Below are 25,724 nucleotides of genomic sequence, written 5' to 3' on the forward strand. Positions count from 1 at the left end.
TGTCGTCCCTGCGAAAGCAGGACCCATAACCACAGGGTTGAGTTGTTGAAGCGCGCTGTCGCCGCGGCGTTGCGAAACGACGGCCATCGGTGGTTATGGGTCCCGGGTCGCGCTTCGCTTGCCCGGGACGACGTGTTGAGAGAGGCTGCCGCTCCGCGCTAAACCGCCAGCACGTGATCGTCGATCTCGGCGATGGTGTTGACGCCGCACAGTCCCATCGTGGTGGTGAGCTCCTTGCCCAGAATATCGATCGCCTTGGCGACGCCTTCCTGGCCGCCGGCGCCGAGGCCATAGGCATAGGCGCGGCCGATCATGCAGGACTTCGCGCCGAGCGCGAGCGCCCGCATGACGTCCATGCCGGTGCGGATACCGCCGTCGAACATGATCTCGAGCTTCGAGCCGACCTCATCGACGATCTCCGGCAGCACCTCGATCGAGGACGGCGCGCCGTCGAGCTGGCGGCCGCCATGGTTGGAGACCACGATCGCCTGGGCGCCGGTCTTGGCGGCAAGCTCGGCGTCCTCGACGTCGAGGATGCCTTTAAGGATCAGCTTGCCCGGCCAAATGCTGCGGATCCAGTCGATGTCCTTCCAGTTCAGCGAGGTGTCGAACTGCGAGGCGGTCCATTCCGACAGTTTCGTCAGATCCTCGGTGCCTTTGACGTGGCCGGCAATGTTGCCGAAGGTTCGGCGCTTGCCTTGCAGCACGCCGGACACCCAGGCGGGCTTGGTCGCGAAGTCGATCAGCTTCGACAGCGACCATTCCGGCGGAACGGTCATGCCGTTCTTGATGTCCTGGTGGCGCTGGCCGATCACCTGCAGGTCGACGGTCAACACCAGCGCCGCGCATTTCGCCGCGATCGCGCGCTCGATCAGCGACTTGATGAAGCCGCGGTCCTTCATGACGTAGAGCTGGAACCAGAACGGCTTGTCGACGGCGGCGGCGATGTCCTCGATCGAGCAGATCGACATCGTGCTCTGGGTGAAGGGAATGCCGGCCGCCTGCGCGGCGCGGCAGGCATAGATCTCGCCGTCGCCATGCTGCATGCCGAGCAGGCCGACCGGCGCCAGGATCAGCGGCATCGCGGCCGGCTCGCCGAGGATCGTGGTCGCCAGGGTGCGCTTGGACACATCGACCAGGATGCGCTGGCGGAACTTGATCTGCTGCAGATCTTCCGAATTCGCGCGCAGCGTGTCCTCGGTATAGGAGCCGCGGTCCGCATAATCGAAAAACGCCTTCGGCACCCGGCGCTTGTGCAGCTGGCGCAGATCTTCGATGCAGGTAATGTGCTTCATGGACGGTCCCGGCCCTTCTTCTGTGTCGCAAGTTCGATGTCGCGAGCCTTGTTTAGGCAGCAAGTCTTGCGGGTGTTCGATCTTGCCGTCATCTAGCATGGATGGGAGGCCTGCCAAATCGAAGGCGGATGGGAGAGCGCGATGACCCAATCAGGCTCCAAACCGAAAGCAAAAGCAGACGAGAACGCCGAGAAGCGCCGGCTCGACGAGGCCCTGGAGGAGGGGCTGGAGGAGACGTTTCCCGGTTCCGACCCCGTCAATGTCACCCAGCCGGCCCCCAGCAAGGGCGACCAGCACGTCAAGCGCAACGGCAAAGGGTAGGGGACGACGTTCGTTCCCCAGGTTGCCGAAAGAGTAATAATGTTATATCTTTCAGTGCCTTAATGTAGAGGCACGGGGTTTAGCCCCGGTAATGATTCATCATATTTTTTGAAGTCCTTTTAGCGCCTGGCAGTCTATAAGGCCGATGCACGCTAGACTGGTAGGCGTTCAGGACTCTCTCGCCGGGTGGTTCGAGAGGTCCGTCTTGGGGGTTACATGAGCCGCAAATATTTCGGGACCGATGGAATTCGGGGCCGCGCCAATGGGCTGATCACGCCGGAGCTCGCGCTCAAGGTGGGGCAGGCCGCAGGGTTGGTGTTTCAGCGTGGCGATCATCGCCATCGCGTCGTGATCGGCAAGGACACGCGGCTGTCCGGCTACATGATCGAATACGCCATGGTCGCGGGCTTCACCTCGGTCGGTATGGACGTGCTGCTGGTCGGCCCGATGCCGACCCCGGCGATCGCGATGCTCACCAAGTCGATGCGCGCCGATCTCGGCGTCATGATCTCGGCGTCGCATAATCTGTTCGAAGACAACGGCATCAAGCTGTTCGGCCCGCAGGGCTTCAAGCTGTCGGACGATGTCGAGAAGCAGATCGAGCAGCTGCTCGACGAATCGCTCGACCGCCGCCTGGCGCAGAGCGCGAGCCTCGGCCGCGCCCGCCGCATCGACGGCGTCCATGACCGCTACATCGAATTCGCCAAGCGCACGCTGCCGCGCGATCTCTCGCTCGACGGCCTGCGCGTCGTGGTCGATTGCGCCAATGGCGCCGCCTACAAGGTGGTGCCGGAAGCGCTGTGGGAGCTCGGCGCCGACGTGGTGCCGATCGGGGTCGAACCCGACGGCTTCAACATCAACAAGGAATGCGGCTCTACCTCGCCGGAAGCGCTGTCGCGGAAGGTGCGCGAGATGCGCGCCGACATCGGCATCGCGCTCGACGGCGATGCCGATCGCGTCATCCTGGTCGACGAGCGCGGCCACATCGTCGACGGCGACCAGCTGCTCGCGGTGATAGCGCAGAGCTGGAAGGAGGAGGGGCGCCTCGCCAAGCCCGGCATCGTCACGACCGTGATGTCCAATCTCGGGCTGGAGCGCTTCCTGCAGGGCCTCGGGCTGCAGATGGTCCGCACGCCGGTCGGCGACCGCTATGTGCTCGAGCAGATGCTGAGCGGCGGCTACAATCTCGGCGGCGAGCCGTCGGGCCATATCATCATGTCGGACTATTCGACGACCGGCGACGGTTTCGTCGCGGCACTGCAGGTGCTGGCCGTGGTGCAGAAGCTGCGCCGCCCGGTGTCGGAGATCTGCCGGCGTTTCGATCCGTTGCCGCAAATCCTGAAGAACGTGCGCTATCGCAGCGGCAAGCCGCTCGACGACGCCGAGGTCAAGTCCGCGATCACCGACGGCGAGAAGCGCCTCAACGGCCATGGCCGTCTGTTGATCCGCCCCTCCGGCACCGAGCCGGTGATCCGCGTGATGGGCGAGGGCGACGATCGTATCCTGGTGGAAGAGGTCGTCGACAACATCGTCAGCGCACTCGGCCACGCCGCCGCGGCTTAAGCCCCGTCCGGCCTCGTCAGCTCGTGATCCTGAGGAGCGCGCCCTTGCGCGCGTCTCGAAGGATGCACGGCCCATTGTCGCAATGTGGCGAGCGCCGGGCCGTGGACCCTTCGAGACGCGCGGAGCCTGTCATCGGGCCGCGCTTTGCGCGGACCCGTTGGCGCTCCTCAGGGTGACGGGGATAGAGTTTGGCCGCCGGCTGGCCACACAGCGCATCGCTGCCATCGGCTAACGCAACTGGTTTGCCTCACCTCCGCGTCGTACGACACGGAGGTATTTTTGCGAATCTGTCCGGGAATGCTGCATTGAACAAACCCGTCGTGAGCAAACAGGCGCTGGGCGAGCCGGTGGCGGTGCCGGAGCTGACGGCCGCGAAGGTTGCCGCCGCTGCGGGGCCGGCCTATGTCGTGCTTGCCGGCATCAGCTTCTCGCACTTCCTCAACGACACGATGCAGTCGCTGATCGCTTCGGTCTATCCGATCCTGAAGGACAATTACGCGCTCGACTTCGCGCAGATCGGCATGATCACGCTGGCGTTCCAGTTCACGGCGTCGCTGCTGCAGCCGCTGGTCGGGCATTTCACCGACAAGAAGGCGCAGCCGTTCTCGCTTGCGATCGGCATGGGCTTCACCTTTTTCGGTCTGTTGCTGCTCAGCGTTGCGCATACCTATGGGGTCATCCTGATTGCGGCTTCGCTGGTCGGCCTTGGCTCCGCGGTGTTCCACCCGGAATCGTCGCGCATCGCGCGGCTGGCGTCAGGCGGACGTTACGGTTTCGCGCAATCGGTGTTCCAGCTCGGCGGCAGTTTCGGCACCTCGATGGGGCCGGTGCTCGCAGCACTGATCGTGGTGCCGTTCGGTCAGCCCTCGATCGCCTGGTTCTCCTCGATCGCGTTCCTTGCCATCGTGATCCTCTGGCGCATCGGCGTCTGGTACAAACCGCAGATATCGGGCAAGAAGACGGCCGCCAGCGCGCGGCATCCCGACCATCCGGATCAGCGGCGCGTGAAGATCGCGCTCATCGTGCTGGTCGCGCTGCTGTTCTCCAAGCAGCTCTATGTCTCGAGCCTGTCGAGCTATTACATCTTCTATCTGATCGACCGGTTCGGTGTCTCGACGCAGGCGGCGCAGCTCTATCTGTTCGTCTTCCTTGCCGCCAACGCCGCGGGTGCGTTCATCGGCGGTCCGCTCGGCGACCGCTTCGGCCGCAAATACGTGATCTGGTTCTCGATCCTCGGCGCGCTGCCGTTCACGCTGGCGCTGCCCTATGCCGGCCTGTTCGCCAGCGCCGTGCTGACGGTGGTGATCGGTTTGATCATCTCGTCGGCGACGTCGGCGATCATCGTGTTCGCGCAGGAATTGATGCCGCATCGCTTCGGCATGATCTCTGGCGTGTTCTTCGGCGTCGCCTTCGGGATCGGCGGTCTCGGCGCCGCCGTGCTCGGCAAGCTCGCCGACCACACCTCGATCGCCTTCGTCTATCAGCTGTGCGCCTTCCTGCCGGCGATCGGCCTGCTCGCGGTGTTCCTGCCGAGGATGCCGCAGGCCGTGCGCTGAACGCTCGGCCGCGGACGCGACGCCCGCGTTAAGCATTCGCTAACACACCCGGCTCGCGTGCCTTGCGAACGGCGCGGATGCGTCAACGCTTCATTAGCACTTGTGGCGGGATCGCGATGTTTCGTCGCCAATCTGCGTCATTTATGGATCCATAAGCGACAGCCGCAGAGAAAGGTGAGAGAAAATCAACCTTAAAAATTAGGGTTAAGTGCCGCTTAAACATTTCCTGCCATCGTCCGGGCCGTGAGTTTCAGACGTGGGGCTTTCGTGTCGCCTCACTTGGCCCAAAAGGACGAAGCCAATGCGTAGCGTAAAGACCCTGATTGCCGCCGGTGCGGCATCTCTGTTGTCCTCGGCGGCGTTCGCCGCCGACATGCCCATCATGCCGCCACCTCCGATGGCGTATGCTCCTCCGCCGGTCCAGGATTTCGGCGGCTGGTATCTGCGCGGCGACATCGGCATGACCAACACCCAGGCCAAGCTGCACGTCAACGCCTACGACACACTGCCGGCCGGCACCGCCTTCAACCAGTATGGCCACGGCTTCGACGGCGGCGTGCTCTACGGCATCGGCGTCGGCTATCAGTTCAACAGCTGGTTCCGCGCCGACATCACCGGTGAGTATCGCTCGAAGGTGAGCTTCAACGGCACCGATTTCTTCACGTTCCCCGGGCCCAGCCCGCTGAGCGACGCCTATCATGGCGGCATCCAGAGCTGGGTTGGCCTCGTCAACGTCTACGCTGATCTCGGCACCTGGGGCTGTTTGACCCCGTTCATCGGTGCCGGTGTCGGTGCCGCGACGATCAAGACCTCGGCCTTCTCCGACGTCGCGACGTTCCCGAGCGGGTCGGGCCTCACCAGTTCCTTCATCGCCGATGGCGCCACCAAGACCAACTTCGCCTGGGCGCTGCATGCCGGTGTCGCCTACAAGGTCACCAACAACTTCACGGTTGAACTGGCCTATCGCTACCTCGACATGGGCACTGCCGCCCACGGCCAAGGTCACTTCTTCGACGGCACGCCGGCCGGTCCCTCGAGCTTCCAGTACCGCGACATCACCTCGCAGGACGTGAAGCTCGGCGTGCGCTTCAACTTGCCGTGCTGCGACGTGCCGCCGCCTCCGCCGCCGCTGATCCGCAAGGGTTAATTTCGGGCCTTCACGGTTAACGATTGCAACGGCGCGGGACCATCCCGCGCCGTTTTTCTTTGCCGCGTCATGTCGCGAACTTGCCGCGTCATGTCGCGCACTTCTGCAACTTGCATGCTCGAAACGGGCGGCGACAACGATTGGTTAAGGTTAACAGGCGATGATCAACGCGAAATCGATGCGGTGGATGGAGCGTTGCAATGCGTAGGCTGGTGCTGGCGGCGATGATGATTGGAACGGTGACCGGCGCGCAGGCTGCCGACCTGCCGGACTTTCCGATCCTGCGCGGCTCCTATGTCGATGCACCGAGCAGGAGCGGGAACTGGGAAGGATGGTACGTCGGCGGCCAGATCGGCTATTCCTCCGGCGACATCGATTTCAGCCACGCGCCAAGCGCGATGACCTCCTTCATGCTGCGCGAGAGCGTTCTGGCCGACCCGGTTTCGGGTTGGGCCCTGCTGCCGAAGAACCATGCGCAGAGCAACGGGTTCGGCGCGTTCGTCGGCCGCAACTGGCAATGGGACGACGTCGTGCTCGGCGTCGAGGCCAACTACAATTACCTGAACGGCCTCGAAAGTTCGGCGGGCGACTCGATGACGCGGCAGATCGTGAATCCCAAGGGCGAGACTCCTCCGAGCGGGCACACCTACACCTACAACACCACGTTGTCGGGGAGCGCCGCCTTGCAGGTCAAGGACGTCACGACCTTCCGTGGACGCGCCGGATGGGCGGCAGGCAACTTCCTGCCATACATGTTCGGCGGTGTCGCGGTGGGACGCATGTCCGTGTCGCGTTCGGCGACGGTGTCGTTTGACAAGTACGATGCCTGGGCCGAGACCCAGACGGTCGGCAACAACACCGTTACAATTCAGCATAACGACTACCTGGGCTCAGGCAGCGCCGCCCAGACGGAGCAGCGGGTGAACAACTATGCGGTCGGCTGGACCGCGGGCCTCGGGCTTGAATATTGCGTGGTCGGCGGGTTGTTTCTCCGCGGCGAGTGGGAATATGTGCGCTTCGCGGCGGTCAAGAATATCGCCGTCGACATGAACAGCTTCCGGGTCGGCGCCGGCTACAAGTTCTGATCGCCGCTGCCGTAGCCGGCGACGGTTGACAGACCGGGGAGCGACTGCTGCTCTGTCGCCTCACGGTCGGAGCGCGATCACATGAAAATCTACGGCGACGCCAATTCAGGCAACTGCCTGAAGGTGAAATGGGTGTGCGACAGGCTGGCGCTGCCGTACACATGGGTCGAGATCGACACCATGAAGGGCGGCAGCCGGACCGCGGAATTCCTCAAGCGAAACGGCTGGGGCCAAGTGCCGACGATGGAGCTGGATGAAGGCCGCACGCTGGCACAATCCAACGCCATCATCCGCTATCTCGCGCGCGGCAGCGACCTGATCCCGAGCGATCCCTATCGCGCGGCGCAGATGGATGCCTGGATGTTCTGGGAGCAGAACAGCCACGAGCCTTATGTGGCCGTCTGCCGCTTTCAGGCCGTGTATCTCGGCAAGGCCATCTCGGAGATCGATCCGAACCTCGTCAAGCGCGGCTATGTCGCGCTCGATCATCTGGAGCGGCATCTTGCGGGGACGCAATTTTTGGTCGGAGACGCGTTCTCGCTCGCCGACGTCTCGCTGCTCGCATATACGCGTGTCGCGGAGGATGGCGGCCTCGAGCTCGCGCGCTATCCCGTGATCCGTCGCTGGATCGCCGATGCCGAGCGCGTGCTCGCGCTGCCGCCGGTCCGCTGACCTCAGGTGAATGCCGCCATGACTGAAGCTTCATCCATCACGATCCGCCGCGCTCGCCGCGAAGACGTCGCCGCCATCGTCGGCATGCTTGCGGACGATCCGCTCGGCAGTGCGCGCGAGCGGATCGAGGATCCGCTGCCGCAAAGCTATTACGAGGCCTTCGCGCGGGTCGAGCGCGATCCCAATTTGCAGCTCGTCGTCGCCGTCGACGGGGACGGCGTCGTCGTCGGCTGTCTGCAACTCGCGGTTCTGCCGGGCATCAGCTCGCAGGGCGGCTCGCGCGGCCTGCTCGAGGACGTTCGCGTCGCAAGGCATTGCCGCAGCCGCGGCATCGGCGAGAAGCTCGTGCAGTGGGCAGTCATGGAGGCGCGCGCGCGAGGCTGCATGCTCATCGAGTTGCTGACGCATCAGACGCGGGTCGATGCGCAGCGCTTCTATGAAAGGCTCGGGTTCGCGCGCAGCCATGTCGGGATGACGATTCGCTTTTGAAACGCGTGCAAGAAGTTGTGCCATCTACCGGGCAATACCTGCAGCAGCGGATAGTCTGCGATCCGGTTAACAGCCAATAAACTAAGCCGGTCTCTGTGATTTTACGGGTCGGAACGAGTCCGGTATGTCGGACGTCTCCCACGGGGCGGCGGGCAACTGGGGATTGGAATGTCGGATTATTCGATCGTGCGGGTCGGCAACGAATACATCGTGCAGGCCGGCGAGAAGCGCATTCTGAAAGTATCGAGCCGGCGCAGGGCAGTTAAGGTCATGACTCTGGCGGCAGATTTGCTCGATCAGGAGACGATCCAGCAGGTCGAGGACGCCCCATCAATCAGCCGTGATGCCCGGATTGTTCCAGACGAGTCCGAACTTTCTTGACGTTTGGGTACCTTTCCACTATCCCCGACCGCGGGAAACCTCTCCCCACCGAGAGGCAGCTATCTGGAAGGGTAGATTATGACTGCAGCGAAGCCCGCTTCGCGGCCTGAAGTGCCGCATTTTTCCTCCGGCCCCTGTGCCAAGCGCCCCGGCTGGAACCCCAACAATCTCAAGGACGCTGCCCTCGGCCGCTCGCATCGCGCGAAAGTCGGCAAGCTCAAGCTCAAGCTCGCGATCGAACTGACGCGCGAGGTGCTTGAGGTGCCCGCCGATTACAAGATCGGCATCGTGCCGGCGTCGGACACCGGCGCGGTCGAGATGGCGCTGTGGTCGCTGCTCGGCGCGCGGCCCGTCACCACGCTCGCCTGGGAATCCTTCGGCGAGGGCTGGGTCAGCGATATCGTCAAGGAATTGAAGCTGACGGACGTCACCAAGCTCAACGCGGCTTATGGTGAAATCCCCGATCTCTCCAAGGTCGATCCGAAGTCGGATATCGTCTTCACCTGGAACGGCACCACCTCGGGTGTGCGCGTGCCGAACGCTGACTGGATCAGCGCGGATCGCGAAGGCCTGACGATTTGCGACGCGACCTCGGCCGCCTTCGCGCAGCCGCTCGATTTCGCCAAGCTCGATGTCGTCACCTTCTCCTGGCAGAAGGCGCTCGGCGGTGAAGCCGCGCACGGGATGCTGATCCTGTCGCCGCGCGCGGTGGAACGGCTCGAGACCTACAAGCCGGCCTGGCCGCTGCCGAAGATCTTCCGCCTCACCAAGGGCGGCAAGCTCAACCAGGGCATCTTTGAAGGCGAGACCATCAACACGCCGTCGATGCTCTGCGTCGAGGACTATCTCGATGCGTTGAACTGGGCGAAGTCGATCGGCGGCCTGAAGGCGCTGATCGCCCGCGCCGATGCCAACACCAAGGCGCTCGCCGACTGGAAGGCGAAGACGCCGTGGATCGACTTCCTGGCCAAGGATCCCGCGATCCGCTCCAACACCTCGGTGTGCCTCAAGTTCACCGATCCCGCGATCACCTCGCTTCCATCAGACGCACAGGCCGACTTCTGCAAGAAGCTGGTCGCGCTGGTGGAGAAGGAGAACGCCGGCTTCGACTTCGCGTATTACCGCGATGCGCCGGCGGGTCTGCGGATCTGGTGCGGCGCCACCGTCGAAGCCAAGGATGTCGAGCTGCTGACGCAGTGGATCGACTGGGCGTTTGCCGAGACCAAGGCAGCGTTGCCCAAGGCGGCATAAGCTTTCTCTTGTCACCTCTTCCCGTTCTTATGGGGAGAGGTCGGATCGCTCGGCAGCGCAATTGCGCGCCTGAGCGATCCGGGTGAGGGGCCCTTTCGGCTTGTTCCTCGCCCGTGGCTGCCCTCACCCCAACCCTCTCCCCGCAAGAGCGGGGAGAGGGAGAAGTGATCAGAGATTTCACCAGATCGGTCCAGGAGACCCGCCCGCGGCAGGGCAAAGGAACAATCGAGATGACAAAACCCAAAGTTCTGATTTCCGACGCGCTGTCTCCCGCCGCCGTCCAGATCTTCAAGGATCGCGGCGTCGAGGTCGACTTCCAGCCCAACCTCGGCAAGGACAAGGAAAAGCTCGCCGAGATCATCGGCAATTACGACGGCCTCGCGATCCGCTCGGCCACCAAGGCGACCGCCAAGCTCATCGAGAAGGCGACCAGGCTCAAGGTGATCGGCCGCGCCGGCATCGGCGTCGACAATGTCGAGATCCCGGCCGCGACCGCCAAGGGCATCATCGTGATGAATACGCCGTTCGGCAATTCGATCACGACCGCCGAGCACGCGATCACGCTGATGCTGGCGCTGGCGCGCGAGATTCCGCAGGCCGACGCCTCGACCCAGGCCGGCAAGTGGGAGAAGAACCGCTTCATGGGCGTCGAAATCACCGCCAAGACCCTCGGCGTGATCGGCTGCGGCAATATCGGCACGATCGTCGCCGACCGCGCGCTCGGCCTGCGCATGAAGGTGATCGCGTTCGATCCGTTCCTGTCGCCGGAGCGCGCCAAGGACATCGGCGTCGAGAAGGTCGAGCTCGACGATCTCTTGAAGCGCGCCGACTTCATCACGCTGCATACGCCGCTGACCGAGAAGACCCGCAACGTGATCGATGCGGCCGCGATCGCCAAGATGAAGAAGGGCGTGCGCATCATCAACTGCGCGCGTGGCGGCCTGGTCGACGAGCAGGCGCTGGTCGACGCGCTGAATTCCAAGCATGTCGCGGGCGCCGCCTTCGACGTGTTCGTCGAGGAGCCGGCGACCTCGAACGTGCTGTTCGGCCATCCCAACGTGATCTGCACCCCGCATCTGGGCGCCTCCACCACCGAAGCGCAGGAAAACGTCGCGCTGCAGGTCGCCGAGCAGATGTCGGACTATCTGTTGTCGGGTGCGATTTCCAACGCGGTCAACTTCCCCTCGATCACCGCGGAAGAGGCGCCGAAGCTGAAGCCGTTCATCGAGCTTGCCGAGAAGCTCGGCTCGTTCGCCGGCCAGCTCACCGAGAGCGGCATCCTCAAGACTGAGATCACCTATGAGGGCCACGTCGCCGAGATGAAGATCAAGGCGATCACCTCGGCGGTGCTGTCGGGCCTGCTGCGGCCGATGCTGGGCGAGGTCAACGTGGTATCGGCGCCGGTCGTCGCCAAGGAGCGCGGCATGGTGGTGGACGAGGTCGTCCGCGCCGCGCAGAGCGACTATGAAAGCCTGATTACGGTCACAGTCACCACCGAGCGTCAGGAGCGTTCGGTGTCCGGCACCGTCTACGCCGACGGCAAGCCGCGTCTCGTCGACATCAAGGGCATCCGTGTCGACGCCGAGTTCGGCAAGTCGATGATCTACGTGACCAACGAGGACAAGCCGGGCTTCATCGGCGCGTTCGCGAGCCTCTTGGGTGATGCGAAAATCAATATCGCGACCTTCCATCTCGGCCGCGTCAAGCAAGGCGGCGACGCCATTGCGCTGGTCGAGGTCGACGGCGCGGTGCCGGCGGAGCTGCTCGCCAAGGTACAGACACTGCCGCAGGTGAAGCAGGCCAAGGCACTGACGTTCTGAGCCGCTGACGTTTTAAAGGCGCTGGCGTTTCAAACGCTGTTTGAGCGGTCCTCGTCATCGCCCGGAACGCCCGGCATGACGGAAGGAAGATACCGCTCAAGCAGTCCATATTCCGATCTGCGGAACATGACGCCGTCTCCGGTCCCGGAGGCGGCGTTTGTCGTTCCGGGGCGTCCGGTATTGCTGTTGCGCCCGCCGAAAAATGTGTACGAACGGGCCACGACGCGCCACAATGACCGTCATCTCAGAGGGAGAAAACAATGCGTGAAGCCGTAATCGTTTCCTACGCGCGCACCGGCCTGGCAAAGTCCGGCCGTGGCGGATTCAACATCACCCCGCCGATGTCGCTCGCCGCGCACGCCATCAAGCACGCGGTCGACCGCGCCGGCGTCGACAAGGAATATGTCGAGGATTGCTATCTCGGCAATTGCGCGCATGGCGCGCCGAACATCGGCCGCCAGGCGGCGCTGCTCGCCGGCCTGCCGAAGTCGACTGCGGGCGTCTCCGTGAACCGCTTCTGCTCGTCGGGCCTGCAGACTATCGCGATGGCCGCCAACTCGATCCGTTCCGACGGCTCCGATTGCATCGTCGCCGGCGGCGTCGAGAGCATCTCGATTCCCGGCGGCGGCTCGCCGAAGGAATCGATCGATCCCGAGCTGCTCAAGACCGCGCCCGACATCTTCATGGCGATGATCGATACCGCCGACATCGTGGCCGAGCGCTACAAGCTCAGCCGCGAATACCAGGACGAGTATTCGCTGGAGTCGCAGCGCCGCATGGCCGCCGCGCAGCAGGCCAACAAGTTCAAGGACGAAATCGTCCCAATGAAGACGAAGATGAAGGTGGTCGACAAGGCGACCAAGGCCGAGTCGATCGTCGACTACGTGGTCGATCGTGACGAGTGCAACCGCCCCGAGACCACGCTGGAGGGCCTCGCCAAGCTCGAGCCGGTCAAGGGCCCGGGCAAGTTCATCACCGCCGGCAATGCCAGCCAGCTCTCCGATGGCGCCGCCGCCGTGGTGCTGATGGAGGCCAAGGACGCCGAGAAGCGCGGCCTCAATCCGCTCGGCCGCTTCGTGGCCTGGGCCTCGGCCGGCTGCGAGCCCGACGAGATGGGCATCGGTCCGGTGTTTGCGGTGCCGAAGCTGCTCAAGCGCCACGGCCTGAAGGTGGACGACATCGATCTCTGGGAGCTCAACGAGGCGTTCGCCAGCCAGTGCCTCTATTCGCGCGACCAGCTCGGCATCGATCCCGAGAAGTATAACGTCAATGGCGGTTCGATCGCGATCGGCCATCCCTTCGGCATGACCGGCGCCCGGCTCACCGGCCACCTGCTGCAGGAAGGCCGTCGCCGCAAGGCCAAGTGGGGCGTCGTGACCATGTGCATCGGCGGCGGCCAGGGCGGCGCCGGCCTGTTCGAGATCTACAGCTAAGCGCGATCGACACTGATCGTGTGCGAACGAGCGGCCCGGCGGCAACGCCGGGCCGCTTTTCATGTGTGCCGAGTATGAACGACAGCTTGGAGGTGGAAGTCCTCTATCCAGCCTGATGACGGCGAAGGATTAGCGAAGCGCAAGGGCGTCATCGCGAGGTGGGGTCTGAAGACAGCGTGGAGCAAAGCCGCGGCTCGATGGACAATTACCGGATAACGAGGCCTACCCGGCCGGACGAGCGAGCATGTGATCGCGAAGTCCATAGTCATCAAGGGTCGGGGTGGTAAATCCGGCGAGCGTGCGGTGAAGGCGGTCGGTCTTACCTCGGGAGGTCTGTGCTGTGTCCCGGTAACGGGACTGAGGTCGTCGTAAGGCGACTTGACCGCAGCGCAGAAGTCAGCAGCGGGCATAGTAGGCGGTGGCGTGCCGTCGAAGGCCCAAACGGTGGAAGTGGCCAGTAGAACGGTGATCTCGCGCGAGCCATGCGGCAGAAGAATCAGGTCGAGCTGAACTTGGGCACCGGAGCGAAGGGTGAAGCCCCGAACGCCGCCGCCCAAGAGTCCGAAGCGCGCGCGGCGGCCACCGCCCTCGAACGCCCGGCGGCCGCAGGGCCGTCGATGGAAGCGGTAATCGAGCGTGAGAACCTGAAGACGGCGTTGGCGCAAGTGACGCGCAACAAGGGCGCGGCGGGCGTCGATGGGATGACCGTCGATGAGTTGCCGGCCCACCTGAAGGAGCACTGGCTAGCGATCCGAGCCCAGTTGCTTGAGGGCACCTACAAGCCGCAGCCGGTGCGGCGGGTGGAGATACCGAAGACGTCGGGCGGCCTGCGGCCGCTCGGCATCCCGACGGTGCTCGACCGCTTGATCCAGCAGGCGGTGATGCAGGTGCTGCAGGCGGATTGGGACGGGACGTTCTCCGAGACCAGCTTCGGCTTCCGGCCGGGGCGCTCGGCGCATCAGGCGGTGGAACGGGCGCAGACGTACATTGCGGCCGGCCACAGCTTCGTGGTGGACATCGACCTGGAGAAGTTCTTCGACCGGGTCAACCACGACATCCTGATGAGGCTCGTTGCCAAGCGGGTGACTGACAAGCGCCTCCTGAAGCTGATCCGCGGATTCCTGAATGCGGGTGTGCTGGAGAGAGGGCTGGTCAGTCCGACGGAAGAGGGTACGCCGCAGGGCGGTCCGCTCTCGCCGCTATTGTCGAACCTGATGCTGGATGTGCTGGACAGGGAACTGGAAAGACGCGGCCATCGCTTCGTGCGCTACGCCGATGACTGCAACATCTATGTGCGCAGTCGGGAGGCGGGCGAGCGGGTGCTGGCGGGCATCGAACGGTTCCTCGAAAAGCGCCTCAAGCTCAAGGTCAACAAAGCCAAGAGCGCGGTCGCCAAACCGAGCGTTCGCAAGTTCTTGGGCTTCAGCTTTATCGGTGGGAAAGAACCGCGTCGGCGCATCGCGCCGCAGGCACTTGCCCGCTTCAAGGCGAAGGTCCGAGGACTGACACGACGCACCTGCGGCCGAAGCCTCGCGCAGATTGCCAAGGAACTATCGCGCTATCTGATCGGATGGCGCGGCTACTTCGGCATCTGCCAAACCCCGTCGGTGTTGCGCACACTTGACGAATGGCTCAGGCGGCGGTTGCGCGCCATCGCCTGGAAACAATGGAAGCGCGGTGACACTCGCTTTGCCGAGCTGCGACGCTGCGGCGTCGGCCGGGATCTGGCGGCACAAACCGCCGGCAGCCCGCATGGCCCTTGGCGGCTCGCGAACAGCCCCGCGCTCACCATCGCCATGCCAATCGCGTTCTTCAGGGCACTCGGCTTGGCTTCCGTCGCGGCACAGCAGCCCGCATAATCCACCGAACCGCCGGATACGGACCCGTATGTCCGGTGGTGTGGGAGGGGAGAAGCCGCGAGGCTTCCCCCTATCCCGATTTGGAGCCGGCTAGCTCGCCGGTGAGGTAAGCGCGCGCTCGTCAAACTCGAGCGAGGCAATCAGTTCGAGCGTCTGCCGGAGATCGGCGGCCTGCCTTGCGCCGAAGGCGGTCTCGAAGCGCTCCTGCGCCTTGAGCCATGCGGCCTGTGATTCCTCGAGCCTGGCTTCGCCGCGCTTGGTGAGCCGCACCAGCCGGCTGCGCCGGTCGCTCTTGTCGACGGTGATGGTCAACAGACCGTCGCGCTCGAGCGGCTTGAGGTTGTGGTTCAGCGCGGTGCGGTCGAGCACCAGGGCTGCGGCAAGCTCGCCCATCGTCGGCGCGCCCGACCGCCTGACATAGACCAGAATCGCCCGTTGCGTGCCGCGCAGGCCGGATGTCGCAAGGACCTGATCGTAGAGATGCGACACCCGCCGCGTCGCCTTGCGCAACGCCGTGAGATTACACCGGCTGGGCTCCGTTTTCGCCATCGCTGCCTCCGAGGACTTGACAGATACATGCATATGCACCTAATGGCAATAGATGCATATGCACGTATTTCGGAGGGTGTGATGTCGGAGGTAGAGGCGGAGACCATCGATCTGGTCGTCGAACCTGATGCGCGGCCGCAGTCCGGCGTCGCCACCGCAACCCCGCGCCAGGTGCTTGCGATCGTGTCGGTCGGAATTTGCCTCGCCAATCTCGATCTGTTCATCGTCAATGTCGGGCTGTCGAACATCGCGCAGGAATTTCGCGCCGCCTCGCTTGAGGATTTGTCCTGGATCCTCAATGCCTACGCCATTGCCTACGCGGCGTTGCTGGTGTTCTTCGGCCGGCTCGCCGAACGCCACAGCCGCAATCTCAGCTTCCTGCTCGGCGTCGCGCTGTTCACGGCCGCGTCGGCGGCATGTGCGCTGGCCTCCAGTGTCGAGTTCCTGGTCGTCTCCCGCGTGGCGCAAGCGGCCGGTGCGGCATTGATGACGCCAACCTCGATCGGCCTGCTGCTGGCGTCGTTTCCGCCCGAGCAACGCGCCGGGGCGGTGCGCACCTGGACGGCGATCGGCGGCCTTGCCGCCGCACTGGGCCCGCTCGCGGGAGGCGTGCTGGTCACCTTCGACTGGCGCTGGATCTTCATCGTCAATGTCCCGATCGGCGTCGTCGCGCTGATCGTCGGCTGGCTGAAATTGCCCGAAGTGCCCGGTCACGACGTACCGCGTCCGAGTTCATGGGCTGCGCTGCTGGTGACCTCCGGTATCGGTGCGCTGACATTTGCGATCGTGAAGGCGAACGATTGGGGATGGAGTTCGCGCGGCGTCGTGCTTGGCTTTGCCGTCGCGACCGTCTCGCTCGCCGCCTTCGCACGACATTGCCTCAGATCGAGGAATCCCTTCGTCGATCCTGCGCTGTTCGCGGTCAGGCCGTTCACCGGCGCGTCGTTGGTGATGGCGCCTTATTCGGCGGCCTTCGGCGCCATGCTGCTGTCCTGCGCCTTGTGGGAGCAGACGGTATGGGGCTGGTCGGCGTTGAAGACCGGCCTTGCGATCGCTCCCGGCCCGCTGATGGTGCCGATCACCTCGCTGCTGTTTGCCGGCCGGCTGATTGCGCGGTTTGGCGCCGCGGCCGTCGTCTCCGCCGGAATCCTGCTGTTCGCGGCCGGCCTCGCGATCTGGGCGACGCTGCTCGGGGCCGACCCCAATGCGCCTGCCGTCGTCGCGGGCGTGATGCTGATCGGTATCGGCGTCGGGCTGACCTTTCCGACCCTGATGGGCGTCGGCGCCGGCGCGCTGCCGCCGTCGTCGTTTGCCACTGGCTCCGGCGTCATCAACATGATCCGGCAGGCGGCACTGGCGATCGGCGTCGCGATCTTTGTGGCGATCCTTGCAACGCCGGTCTCGATGACCGAGCGGATCGCAGCGTTTCAGCGCGGCTGGTGGATCATGATCGCGATCACCTTGGCCGGCTTCGTGCCGAATTATCTGTTGATCCGGCGCAAGGCAGATCGCTAACGCCCGAAAGACATCGCCGCGCCATGCGGCAGCCGCGGCGGCGCCATCGTCGCGCCGCAGGGAAACCTCAATCGAACCAGTCCCTTCCTCGCTGCGTCTCACCACGAGAAACGACGCGCCCTCGAGCCCGGCGCGCCGTTCGTCTCGTGCGCGATGCGGCGTTTTTTTCCGGAGGGATGTCATGTGTAGGATTGCGAATTATCTTGTGACCACCAGCCTGGTGCTGGCGGGTGCGCTGGTTGCCGGGCCGCTGCATGCGGCCAATCTCGATGCGGCCTCGCAGGTCGATGCCGTGACCGTCTATCCCGATGGCGCGAGCGTCACCCGCGTCATCACGCTGGATCTGCCTGCCGGCGACAACACCCTCATCGCCAGGGATTTCCCGATCGGGCTCGATCCGTCCTCGCTGCGGGTCGAAGGCGAGGGCGGAGCGAAGCTCACGATAGGCGCGATCGACACCAAGCTGCCGGGGCCGCTGCTGCCGCAAAATCTCTCCGAGATCGACAAGCGCATCGAGGCGCTGAACGATCAGCGCGCCGATTTGCAGGGACTGATCAGCGCGGCCGAGGCGCGGCGCAAATTGCCGAGCGGTTTGCCGAGGCGTCACCCGCGGGCCTCGGCGAAAAGGGCGAGGCCCGTCCGCTCAGCGAGTGGCGCGCGGCGTTCTCGGCGGTGGCCGACGAGGTCGCAACCGCCGACAGCGCGATCCGTGACGCCGAGCGCAAGATCCGCGTGATCGACCGCGATCTTGCGCAGCTCGCAGCCGATCGCACCAGCAAGCCGCCGAGCAAGGTCGAGGTGCGGATCGATGTCGCCTCGCAGGCGGCGACCAAGGCGACCTTGCGGGTCACCTATGCGGTTCCCAACGCGCGCTGGACGCCGCTCTATGACGCCCGGCTCGACACCGGCGCCAAAGACCGCAAGCCCGCGATCGAACTGGTGCGCCGCGCCGAGATCACCCAGTCGACCGGCGAGGACTGGTCGAACGTGGCGCTCGTCGTCTCCACCGTGCGGGTCGCGCGCGGCGGCAATGCGCCCGACCTCCGCTCGCTGATCGTGCAATATCCGCAGCCGCCGCGACCGCTGGCGAAGCTTTCGGGAGAGGCCAGCATGCGGTCGCGCGAGGCGCTGGCACCCGCGCCGGCCGCCGACGCGGTTCAGCAATTCCGCTTTGGTGGGGGACGCATGGACGAACTGGAAGCCACCGCCGAGGTCGGCGCCTTCCAGGCCACCTTCAAGATTCCCGGCCGCGTCAGCGTTGCCGCCAATGAGGGCGCGAAGAGCCTGCGCATCTCGACGGCGACCATCACCCCCGATCTCGCGGTTCGCGCCGTTCCGGTGATCGACCCGACCGCGTTCCTGGAAGCGAGCTTCGTGCAGGCCGACGATGCGCCGTTGCTGCCGGGGCAAATCTCGATCTACCGCGACGGTATCTTTGTCGGCCGCAGCCGGATGGCCACCGCCGCCAAGGACGAGACCGTGCGGCTCGGCTTCGGCGCCGACGACAAGGTCAAGATCGAACGCACGGTGGTGAAGCGCAACGAGGGCTCCGCCGGCCTGATCGTGACCACGTCGAAGACCGACGAGCGCGCCTTCAAGACCACGGTGCGCAACGGCCACGACTTCCCGATCAAGGTCGCGGTCCAGGATCAGCTCCCGGTCAGCGAGAACGACGATATCGTGGTGGAGATGCTGCCGTCGTCGACGCCTGCCACGACCACCAATCTGCGCGACAAGCGCGGCGTGCTGGAATGGGCGTTCGAGGCCAAGGCCGGTGATATCAGGGACATCAATTTCGCCTGGCGGATGCGCTGGCCCAAGGACAAGGGCGTCGTGATGGTGCCGGCGGGCTAGGTGGTGTGGACTCTAAGGATTCCCTTTTGAGAGCAAATCAGATTCAAGGCTTCTTTTTGGGAGGCGGCCTTGGGTGTGATGGAGCGTTTGGTGTTGAGCGACGCGGCCTGGGAGCGCATGGCGCCGCTGATCATAGGCCGGCCCGATCAGAAGGGCTCGACCGGGCGGGACAACCGGATGTTTGTGGAAGGTGTGCTTTGGATCGTGCGTACGGGCTCTCCTTGGCGTGATCTTCCGGAGGCTTTTGGAGATTGGAACAGCGTGTTCCGGCGGTTCAGTCGATGGAGCCGCAAGGGTGTCTGGTGCCGCATCTTCGAGGCGATGTCCGAGGATCCGGACTTCGAATATCTGATCGTCGATTCCACCATTGTCCGGGCGCATCAGCACGCCGCCGGGGCGAAAAAAGGGGGTCTGAAGATCAAGCGATCGGGCGCTCGCGCGGCGGCCTGAGCACGAAGATACATATGGCCGTACGCGGCTTGGGATGCCCCGTGCGGTTCACGCTCACCGCGGGCCAGAAGGGCGATGCACCACAAGCCGCTGCATTAATCGAGGGGCTGCCCGCCGAGGTCGTCATCGCCGATACGGCTTATGACGCCGATCGTTTGCGCCAAGACATCGCCGCCAAAAAGGCGCTCGCCGTCATCCCCAACAACCCCTCGCGAGCCCTCAAATATCCGCTCGACAAACATCTCTATGCCCAGCGCCATCTCGTGGAATGCTGCTTCAGCAAGCTCAAGCAGTTCCGACGCGTCGCAACCCGCTTCGAAAAGACCGCCCGGAATTACCGGGCCGTCGTCACTCTCGCTGCCATCGTCCTATGGCTGCGATAAGTGTCCACACCACCTAGAGCCCGTGCCGGGGCTCTAGCGTTGTTGCTTGACGCGTTTTCTTCACGCGAACCGGAACCCACTTCGCTTGAAAACGCTTTGAGGACCTGCGTCATCTGCCGATGACAACCCTGCCGATCTCGGGCATCACTTTGCCAAAGGCAACAAAGCCTGAGATCGGGAGGATCCATGAGCTACCAGCACATCATCGTCGATGATCCGCGTCCGCGCGTCCGCCGCATCACGCTGAACCGCCCCGAGAAGCGCAACGCGCTGAACAATCGCCTGCGCGGCGAGATCTTCGAGGTGCTGGAGCAGGCCGACCGCGATCCCGAAATTTCGATCTCGATCCTGCGCGGCGCCGGACCCTGCTTCTCGGCGGGCTACGATCTCTCCGCCGACAATCGCGTCGACCAGCCCTATCACTCGGCATCCGGGCCCGGCCAATGGTCGCGCCATGTCGTCGAGGGCTGGTTCTCGATCTGGGATCTCGCAAAGCCCGTGATCGCGCAGGTGCACGGCTATTGCCTCGCCGGCGGCACCGAGCTCGCGACCGCCTGCGACGTGGTCTACGTCGCCGACGACGCCCAGATCGGCTATCCGCCGGTGCGGCTGATGAGCCCGCCCGACATGCAGTATCACCCGTGGCTGGTCGGCATGCGCCGTGCCATGGAATTGATGCTGACGGGCGACGCGATGTCCGGCCGCGAGGCCGCCGAATGGGGCTATGCGACCCGGTCGTTTCCGCTCGCCGAGCTGGAGACGAAGACGCTGGATTTCGCCGAGCGCGCGGCCAAGGTGCCGATCGAGCTGCAGCAGCTCAACAAGCGTAGCGTCCACCGCGCGATGGAAATCATGGGCGCCCGCGCCGCGATGCGGGCCGGCACCGAGATCCAGGCGCTGGCCTTCACGACCGAGGCCAGCAAGGCCTACATGGCGGGCTTCCGCCGCGACGGCGGCAGCGTGAAGGCCCAGCTCGACCAGCGCGACACGACGTTCGGAGATTACCGGACGAAGAAGGAGTGAGGATCACGCAAGCCGCGCGCTGAGCTGTATCACCGTCACCCTGAGGAGGCCGCAAAGCGGCCGTCTCGAGGGGCGGCGGCCCGGCTGTCTCCGCGCGGCTGCATCGGTGGCCGTGCATCCTTCGAGGCTCGCCCAGCGGCGCAATTGCGCCGCAAGGCTCGCACCTCCAGCGACAAAGGCGTAGCCTTTGCGCGGGGATGACGGAATGGCCGTCGTGCCGGGATGAGCATCACGCTATCCGCATATTCGCTGTCATGCCCCGCCTTGAGCGGGGCATCCAGTACGCCGCGGCCCATCCACTAAGTTCGGACGTCTCTGCAATACTGGGTCGCCCGGCCGAGCCGGGCAACGACACGGGTGTGATCGGCGAAAGCAGCCCTTCACTTCGCCTTCAGGAAGTCGCCGACCTCGAGCAGCACGAACTCGTCGTCATCGGCCTTGTTCGGGTCGCGGCTCGAGGAGAACGGCAGGTTGTTGTCGTTGCCGACGATGATGTGGGTCTCGTCGACCCGGTCGACGTTCTCGATGGTGAAGAACGGGAAGGTGTAGACGCCGTCGTTGAGCGGCTTGCGCGCATTCTTGTTCGGATCGCGGATCTTCATCAGGTCGATATAGGCGATCTTGCGCACCGGCTTGCCGACATTGGCATCGGACAGCTCGATCTTGTAGACGCGCTTGAACTTGGCGAGGTCAGGAAAACAGTTCTCGCCGCGCTGGCCTTGCGGGCAGGCCTTGTCGGCGGTGCCTTCGCCATTGTCGCGCTCGATCACGAGGCCCTGGGCCGGATCGATCATGTTGAAGTCGCCGATCGCATTGCCGTTCTGCTCGAACGCATATTGCCAGTAGCGTCCAGTGAACTTCTCCGCCGCGACGTCGAATTCCAGGATGCGCGAGGCTTCCTTGCCGTCGACCTTCTCCCAATCCTTCTTGTCGGCATCCCACAGCGGCCCCTCGAGCAGGCCGTAAAGGAACTTGCCGTCCTTGGAGGAAGCAAAACCTTCATAGCCCTTGGAGCGGCGCAGGTTGACGTTGGTGTAGCTGGCGCCGGGCGCGCCGGGCGACTGCACCGCCCAGTGATCCGGCGAGCGCACCGGCTTGCCGTCGGCGACGGTCTCGAACACGGCGAGGATCTTGCCGGTCTTGTCGGCCTTGAGGATGTAGGGCCCGAATTCATCGCCGATCCAGAAAATGTCGTTGATGATCTGGAAGCCTTCGGTGTCGAAATCGGCACCGGTCAAATAGCGCTTGGCGGTGTCCTCGTGGACGATGCGGAACGGCACCTTCCTGTCGGGATCGTGCAGGAACACGGTCTCCTGACGCTCGATCTTGCCGCTCGCCCAGTCGATCTTGTGCCGGTTCAGGTACAGCATCGAGTCCGCCGAGTTGTAGCGCGAGCCCATGCCGTTGTCGGTGATCACCCAGAACGAGCCGTCGGGCATCACCTTGATGCCGGAATGGCCCTGCAGCGGCTGGCCCTTGAACGGCAGCGACACGCCGGTCGGCCGCTCGTACGATTTGCCCATCACGGTGCCGATGGCGTCGACGCGCTTGCCGGTGGTGTATTTGCCCGAGGTCTTCAGATCATCAGGGGCGTCGGCGGGCGCGTCGATGAAGCTCTCCGCCGGCATCACGGCGTGTCCCGCCAGCGTCGCCGGGAATTCGCCCTCACCCTGCGCGAATGCCGATGTGGCGAGCAGGATCGAGGCGACGGAGCAGAGCAGGGACAGGCGCATGGTTGATCTCCCAAAGGATAAACGATGCGGTGTTCTCCGAGCCGCCTGTTACAGCCGGCTGACAGTTTTGTGAACCGCGGATGTTGCGGCGGGATAAGGCTTGCGGCGTTACGTCGCCTTGCGCGCCGGCTGCATCGTCTGCGGCAGCAGGAACGGCACACCGTTTCCGGTATAGGCGATCGCAGCGTCGATCTCGAAGATCTCGCGCAGCGTCTCGGCCTTCATCGCCGCCGTACGGTCGCCGTCGACGGCAAGCCGGCCGCGGTGCAGCAGCAGGATGCGGTCGGCGAACCGCATCGCGAGGTTGAGGTCGTGCAGGATCGCGATCACCGCGGTGCCGCGGGCGGCGCGCCGCCGGGCCGTTTCGACCAGGTCGATCTGGTGCCGCAGATCGAGGCTCGAGGTCGGCTCGTCCAGCAGCAACAGTCCCGGTCCATGCAGCGCTTCGCCGCAGGCGAGCTGCACCAGCACGCGGGCGAAATGCGCCCGCTGCTGCTCGCCGCCGGACAGTGTCGGCAATTGCCTGAAACGGAAACGCGCGAGCCCGACCTCGTCGAGCGCCGCCTCGACCAGCGCCCGCGCCACGGCACGCGGGCTTTCGCCGGCGCCCATGCTGACGATTTCCTCGACGGTGAACGGGAAGGTGACGTTGACATGCTGCGACAGCATCGCGCGGTGCTGCGCCAGCGCGCGCGGTCGGTAAGTTTGCAGGTCGCGCTGCCTCAGCCTGATCGCCCCGCGGGACGGACGCAGGTCGCCCGACAGCATCCGCAGCAGGGTCGATTTGCCGGCGCCGTTGGGACCGACGATCGCGACCATCTCGCCGGCACCGATCTGCAGCGACACCGCATCGACCAGGGTCGCGCCGCCGACCGTCATCGATACCGACTGTGCTTCGAGCAGGGCCGTCATAGCGACACCAGCCCGCGCTGCCGCAGCAGCATGGCGAGGAAGAACGGCGCGCCGATCGCTGCCGTCAGGATGCCGATCGGCATTTCCGCGGGTGCCACGATGGTGCGCGCCACGGTGTCGGCGCCGACCAGGAGGATGGCGCCGAGCAGCGCGGAGGCCGGCAGCAGCAGCCGATGCGCGGGCCCGATCACCAGCCGCAACAGATGCGGCACCACGATGCCGACGAAACCGACCACGCCGCAGACCGAGACCGCGACCCCGGTCATCGCCGACACCAGCACGATCGAGATCCGCTTCAGCCGTTCGACGTCGACGCCGCTGTGGAACGCCTCCGCCTCGCCGAGCACCAGCACGTCGAGCCCGCGCGAGATCGAGAGGCAGGCGACCAGCGCGACCGCCAGCACCGGCGCCAGCGCCGTGAGCTTGCTCCAGGTCGCACCGCTGAGCGAGCCGAGCAGCCAGAAGGTGATGTCGCGAAGCTGGCGATCGTCGGCGACGAACACCAGAAGGCCGATGCCGGCATTGGCGATCGCGGCGATCGCAAGCCCGGCCAGCAGGAAGATCGCGATCGATGTCCGGCCGCCGCGGCTGGCGATGCCGTAAAGCACGACGGTCGTGATCAGCGAGCCGGCAAAGGCCGCGATCGGCAGCAGCTGGTGTTGCAGGAAGCGCAGGCTTTCGCCGAGATGGCTGTCGGTGAACACGATCGCGGCCGCCGCGGCAAACGCGCCGCCGGAGGAGACGCCGACCAGCGCGGGGTCGGCAAGGGGATTGCGGAACAGGCCCTGCATGATCGAGCCTGATACGGCAAGGAGGCCGCCGACCATCGCCGCCGCCGCGATCCGCGGGATGCGGATCGACCACACCACGAGCTGGTCGCGTGCGAGCAGCGGGTTGGCGACACGATCAGCCCAAAGCCCAAGCGCCGCCGGAAGCCGAGCCATTGGAATGCCGGCAGCCCCGACCGTCAGGGCGACGAGGGCGGTGCCTGCGAGCGCCGCAAGCAGGCAGAGCAGGGTGAGTGTCGCGGCCGGCCGCAGCGACATGCCGGCGCGCCGTCGTTTCGCACGTCCGCGGCGTTCGGCCAGCACGCTCATTGCCGGCAATTCGCGGTCAGCGCTGCCGGCTTGAAGTTGTCGGCCTCCGGCGCCAGCGCCGGATAGAGCTTGACCGAGAGGTCGCGTGCCGCGGCCGCGGTGCGCGGTCCGAAGCCGAGCAGATAAAGGCCTTCCATCGAGATGAAGGCCTTGTTGGCCGCGACCGGCGTCAGCGCGAAGGCTGGATGCGCGAACACGGCATCCGACGTCAACGAGTCCTTGCCGCGATCGATCGACAGCACGACATCCGGTTTCGCTGCCACGATGGCCTCGTCATTGACCGGCTTGTAGCCGTCGTAACCATCGATGGCGTTGACGCCGCCGGCAAGCCGGATGATCTCGTCCGCCGCGGTCTTGTGGCCCGCCGCCATCGCCCGGCCATTCAACAGCGACATCACGAACATCACGCGCACCGGCTTGGTCACCCGAGCACGCAGCGCGCGCAGTTGCGCGAGATCGCTCTCCACCGCCGTGGTCAGGCAGGCGGCGCGTGGATCGGCGCCCATGGCGTGGCCCACCAGTCTGATCTTCTCGACCAGCCCGGCCTCCGAGAACGTCTCCGGCACCAGCACCAGCGGCACCTTGGCCGCCTCGAGCACGTCCATGGTCTCCTTCGGCCCGGAGCCCTGCACTGCGAGCACCAGCGACGGGTGCAGGCCAAGCACGCCCTCCGGCGACAGCTGGCGCATGTAGCCGACGTCGGGCTTCTCGCGCAGCGCAGCCGGCGGGTAGAGGCTGGTCGCATCGACGCCGGCGATGCGGTCCTCGAAGCCGAGGGCATAGAGAATCTCGGTGATCGCGCCGCCGATCGAGACGATCCGCGACGGATTGTCGATCACGACGTCGCGGTCGCGTGCGTCATGCACGGTGATGCCCTCGGCCGTCACGGCTTCGATCGGCAGCAGAGAGAAGGCGAGCAAAGCGAGCGTGCGACAAATTGTCATCGGGGCCGTCACTTGGTCAGGATCAGCTTGTTCTGCGAGGTCAGCCGCAACCGGTAATGCTCTTCGCCGTGCATGATGATGATCTCGCGCTCCGCAGCGAACAGGTCGCGGCTGTCGAGACGATTACCGCGCATGATCAGCGTTTTGGCCGCGCCGGATGCAGGCTCGGTCTGCTTTCCGGCTGCGTCGATATTGTCTTCGGAAGCTGCGGACATATTGTGGTGCTGCGCCTGCGAAAATTTTCAAATGGTGTTTGCTTGTATAAGCGGACGAAGGCGCATTCCAACGGCGGCACTTTACAATCGATATAAACAGCGCTGCCGCATTCTTGACCGTTTTGTTGCCGGCTCGTAACCAATCCTCACGCGATGCAGGCGGGTGACTTGCATCGC

At 64.8% G+C, this 25,724-nt stretch carries 21 protein-coding genes and 3 pseudogenes; 17 read left to right on the forward strand and 7 right to left on the reverse strand.

What is annotated here, in order from left to right:
* Positions 1–158: 158 nt before the first annotated feature.
* Positions 159–1,295: an alpha-hydroxy acid oxidase gene (locus J2R80_RS12715; protein WP_253638649.1), complete on the reverse strand. Its 1,137-nt coding sequence runs from the start codon at positions 1,293–1,295 to the stop codon at positions 159–161.
* Between the two features lie 141 nt (positions 1,296–1,436).
* Between J2R80_RS12715 and J2R80_RS12720 the strand changes: the two genes are divergently transcribed.
* The 12 genes from J2R80_RS12720 to ltrA all read left to right on the forward strand — a co-directional run bounded on the left by J2R80_RS12720 (position 1,437) and on the right by ltrA (position 14,872).
* Positions 1,437–1,616 (forward strand): hypothetical protein, encoded by a 180-nt coding sequence (locus J2R80_RS12720; RefSeq protein WP_092085158.1) that lies wholly within the window; start codon positions 1,437–1,439, stop codon positions 1,614–1,616.
* Between the two features lie 216 nt (positions 1,617–1,832).
* Complete coding sequence (glmM, locus tag J2R80_RS12725; protein ID WP_016846677.1) at positions 1,833–3,179, forward strand: phosphoglucosamine mutase; 1,347 nt, start codon at positions 1,833–1,835, stop codon at positions 3,177–3,179.
* Positions 3,180–3,484: 305 nt separating this feature from the next.
* Entirely contained in the window at positions 3,485–4,735 is a 1,251-nt protein-coding gene (locus J2R80_RS12730) for an MFS transporter (RefSeq protein ID WP_168857582.1), read from the forward strand.
* 301 nt (positions 4,736–5,036) lie between these two features.
* Positions 5,037–5,882: an outer membrane protein gene (locus tag J2R80_RS12735; protein ID WP_057017933.1), complete on the forward strand. Its 846-nt coding sequence runs from the start codon at positions 5,037–5,039 to the stop codon at positions 5,880–5,882.
* 200 nt (positions 5,883–6,082) lie between these two features.
* Positions 6,083–6,967 (forward strand): outer membrane protein, encoded by an 885-nt coding sequence (locus J2R80_RS12740; RefSeq protein ID WP_229190707.1) that lies wholly within the window; start codon positions 6,083–6,085, stop codon positions 6,965–6,967.
* A gap of 81 nt (positions 6,968–7,048) precedes the next feature.
* Positions 7,049–7,639 (forward strand): glutathione S-transferase family protein, encoded by a 591-nt coding sequence (locus J2R80_RS12745; RefSeq protein WP_253638650.1) that lies wholly within the window; start codon positions 7,049–7,051, stop codon positions 7,637–7,639.
* An 18-nt stretch (positions 7,640–7,657) separates the two neighbouring features.
* Positions 7,658–8,128: a GNAT family N-acetyltransferase gene (locus J2R80_RS12750; protein WP_253638651.1), complete on the forward strand. Its 471-nt coding sequence runs from the start codon at positions 7,658–7,660 to the stop codon at positions 8,126–8,128.
* 168 nt (positions 8,129–8,296) lie between these two features.
* The gene (locus tag J2R80_RS12755; protein ID WP_253638652.1) at positions 8,297–8,509 is read left to right on the forward strand and encodes a hypothetical protein; all 213 of its coding nucleotides are present in this window, start codon (positions 8,297–8,299) and stop codon (positions 8,507–8,509) included.
* Positions 8,510–8,587: 78 nt separating this feature from the next.
* Entirely contained in the window at positions 8,588–9,760 is a 1,173-nt protein-coding gene (locus J2R80_RS12760; protein ID WP_253638653.1) for a phosphoserine transaminase, read from the forward strand.
* A 230-nt stretch (positions 9,761–9,990) separates the two neighbouring features.
* On the forward strand, positions 9,991–11,580 hold the full coding sequence (gene serA, locus J2R80_RS12765) for a phosphoglycerate dehydrogenase (protein WP_028333510.1): 1,590 nt from the start codon (positions 9,991–9,993) through the stop codon (positions 11,578–11,580).
* A gap of 260 nt (positions 11,581–11,840) precedes the next feature.
* Positions 11,841–13,013 (forward strand): acetyl-CoA C-acyltransferase, encoded by a 1,173-nt coding sequence (locus tag J2R80_RS12770; protein ID WP_057017940.1) that lies wholly within the window; start codon positions 11,841–11,843, stop codon positions 13,011–13,013.
* A 482-nt stretch (positions 13,014–13,495) separates the two neighbouring features.
* Complete coding sequence (ltrA, locus tag J2R80_RS12775; protein ID WP_253638654.1) at positions 13,496–14,872, forward strand: group II intron reverse transcriptase/maturase; 1,377 nt, start codon at positions 13,496–13,498, stop codon at positions 14,870–14,872.
* A 90-nt stretch (positions 14,873–14,962) separates the two neighbouring features.
* On the opposite strand, the gene J2R80_RS12780 is transcribed toward ltrA, so the two are convergent.
* Entirely contained in the window at positions 14,963–15,421 is a 459-nt protein-coding gene (locus tag J2R80_RS12780) for a MarR family winged helix-turn-helix transcriptional regulator (protein ID WP_057017943.1), read from the reverse strand.
* 81 nt (positions 15,422–15,502) lie between these two features.
* Between J2R80_RS12780 and J2R80_RS12785 the strand changes: the two genes are divergently transcribed.
* The 5 genes and pseudogenes from J2R80_RS12785 (at position 15,503) to J2R80_RS12805 (ending at position 20,646) form a co-directional block, all read left to right on the forward strand.
* Positions 15,503–16,936 carry an MFS transporter gene (locus J2R80_RS12785; RefSeq protein ID WP_253638655.1) on the forward strand — a complete coding sequence of 478 codons (1,434 nt, stop codon included), beginning with the start codon at positions 15,503–15,505 and terminating at the stop codon, positions 16,934–16,936.
* A 181-nt stretch (positions 16,937–17,117) separates the two neighbouring features.
* Positions 17,118–17,456, forward strand: a pseudogene (locus tag J2R80_RS12790) (DUF4140 domain-containing protein); the annotation flags it as partial.
* Positions 17,447–18,790, forward strand: a pseudogene (locus J2R80_RS12795) (mucoidy inhibitor MuiA family protein); the annotation flags it as partial. The pseudogenes J2R80_RS12790 and J2R80_RS12795, both read left to right, overlap by 10 nt.
* A gap of 117 nt (positions 18,791–18,907) precedes the next feature.
* A pseudogene (locus tag J2R80_RS12800) lies at positions 18,908–19,623 on the forward strand (IS5 family transposase).
* A gap of 186 nt (positions 19,624–19,809) precedes the next feature.
* Complete coding sequence (locus tag J2R80_RS12805) at positions 19,810–20,646, forward strand: enoyl-CoA hydratase-related protein (RefSeq protein ID WP_057017942.1); 837 nt, start codon at positions 19,810–19,812, stop codon at positions 20,644–20,646.
* Between the two features lie 380 nt (positions 20,647–21,026).
* Here J2R80_RS12805 and J2R80_RS12810 read toward each other — a convergent pair whose 3' ends face one another.
* The 5 genes from J2R80_RS12810 to hemP form a co-directional block, all read right to left on the reverse strand.
* Positions 21,027–22,379, reverse strand: a complete 1,353-nt coding sequence (locus J2R80_RS12810) for an esterase-like activity of phytase family protein (protein ID WP_253638656.1) — start codon at positions 22,377–22,379, stop codon at positions 21,027–21,029.
* 108 nt (positions 22,380–22,487) lie between these two features.
* A complete protein-coding gene (locus J2R80_RS12815; protein WP_253638657.1) occupies positions 22,488–23,291 on the reverse strand; it encodes a heme ABC transporter ATP-binding protein in 804 nt (267 codons plus the stop codon).
* Positions 23,288–24,388: an iron ABC transporter permease gene (locus J2R80_RS12820; protein ID WP_253638658.1), complete on the reverse strand. Its 1,101-nt coding sequence runs from the start codon at positions 24,386–24,388 to the stop codon at positions 23,288–23,290. Before J2R80_RS12820 ends, J2R80_RS12815 begins: the two co-directional genes overlap by 4 nt.
* Complete coding sequence (locus J2R80_RS12825; RefSeq protein WP_253638659.1) at positions 24,385–25,332, reverse strand: hemin ABC transporter substrate-binding protein; 948 nt, start codon at positions 25,330–25,332, stop codon at positions 24,385–24,387. The genes J2R80_RS12820 and J2R80_RS12825 overlap by 4 nt, the downstream gene beginning before the upstream one ends.
* 8 nt (positions 25,333–25,340) lie before the next feature.
* On the reverse strand, positions 25,341–25,547 hold the full coding sequence (gene hemP / locus J2R80_RS12830; protein WP_057015592.1) for a hemin uptake protein HemP: 207 nt from the start codon (positions 25,545–25,547) through the stop codon (positions 25,341–25,343).
* Positions 25,548–25,724 lie beyond the last annotated feature (177 nt).

The organism is Bradyrhizobium sp. USDA 4541 (assembly GCF_024171085.1).
Classification (GTDB): Bacteria; Pseudomonadota; Alphaproteobacteria; order Rhizobiales; family Xanthobacteraceae; genus Bradyrhizobium; species Bradyrhizobium australafricanum.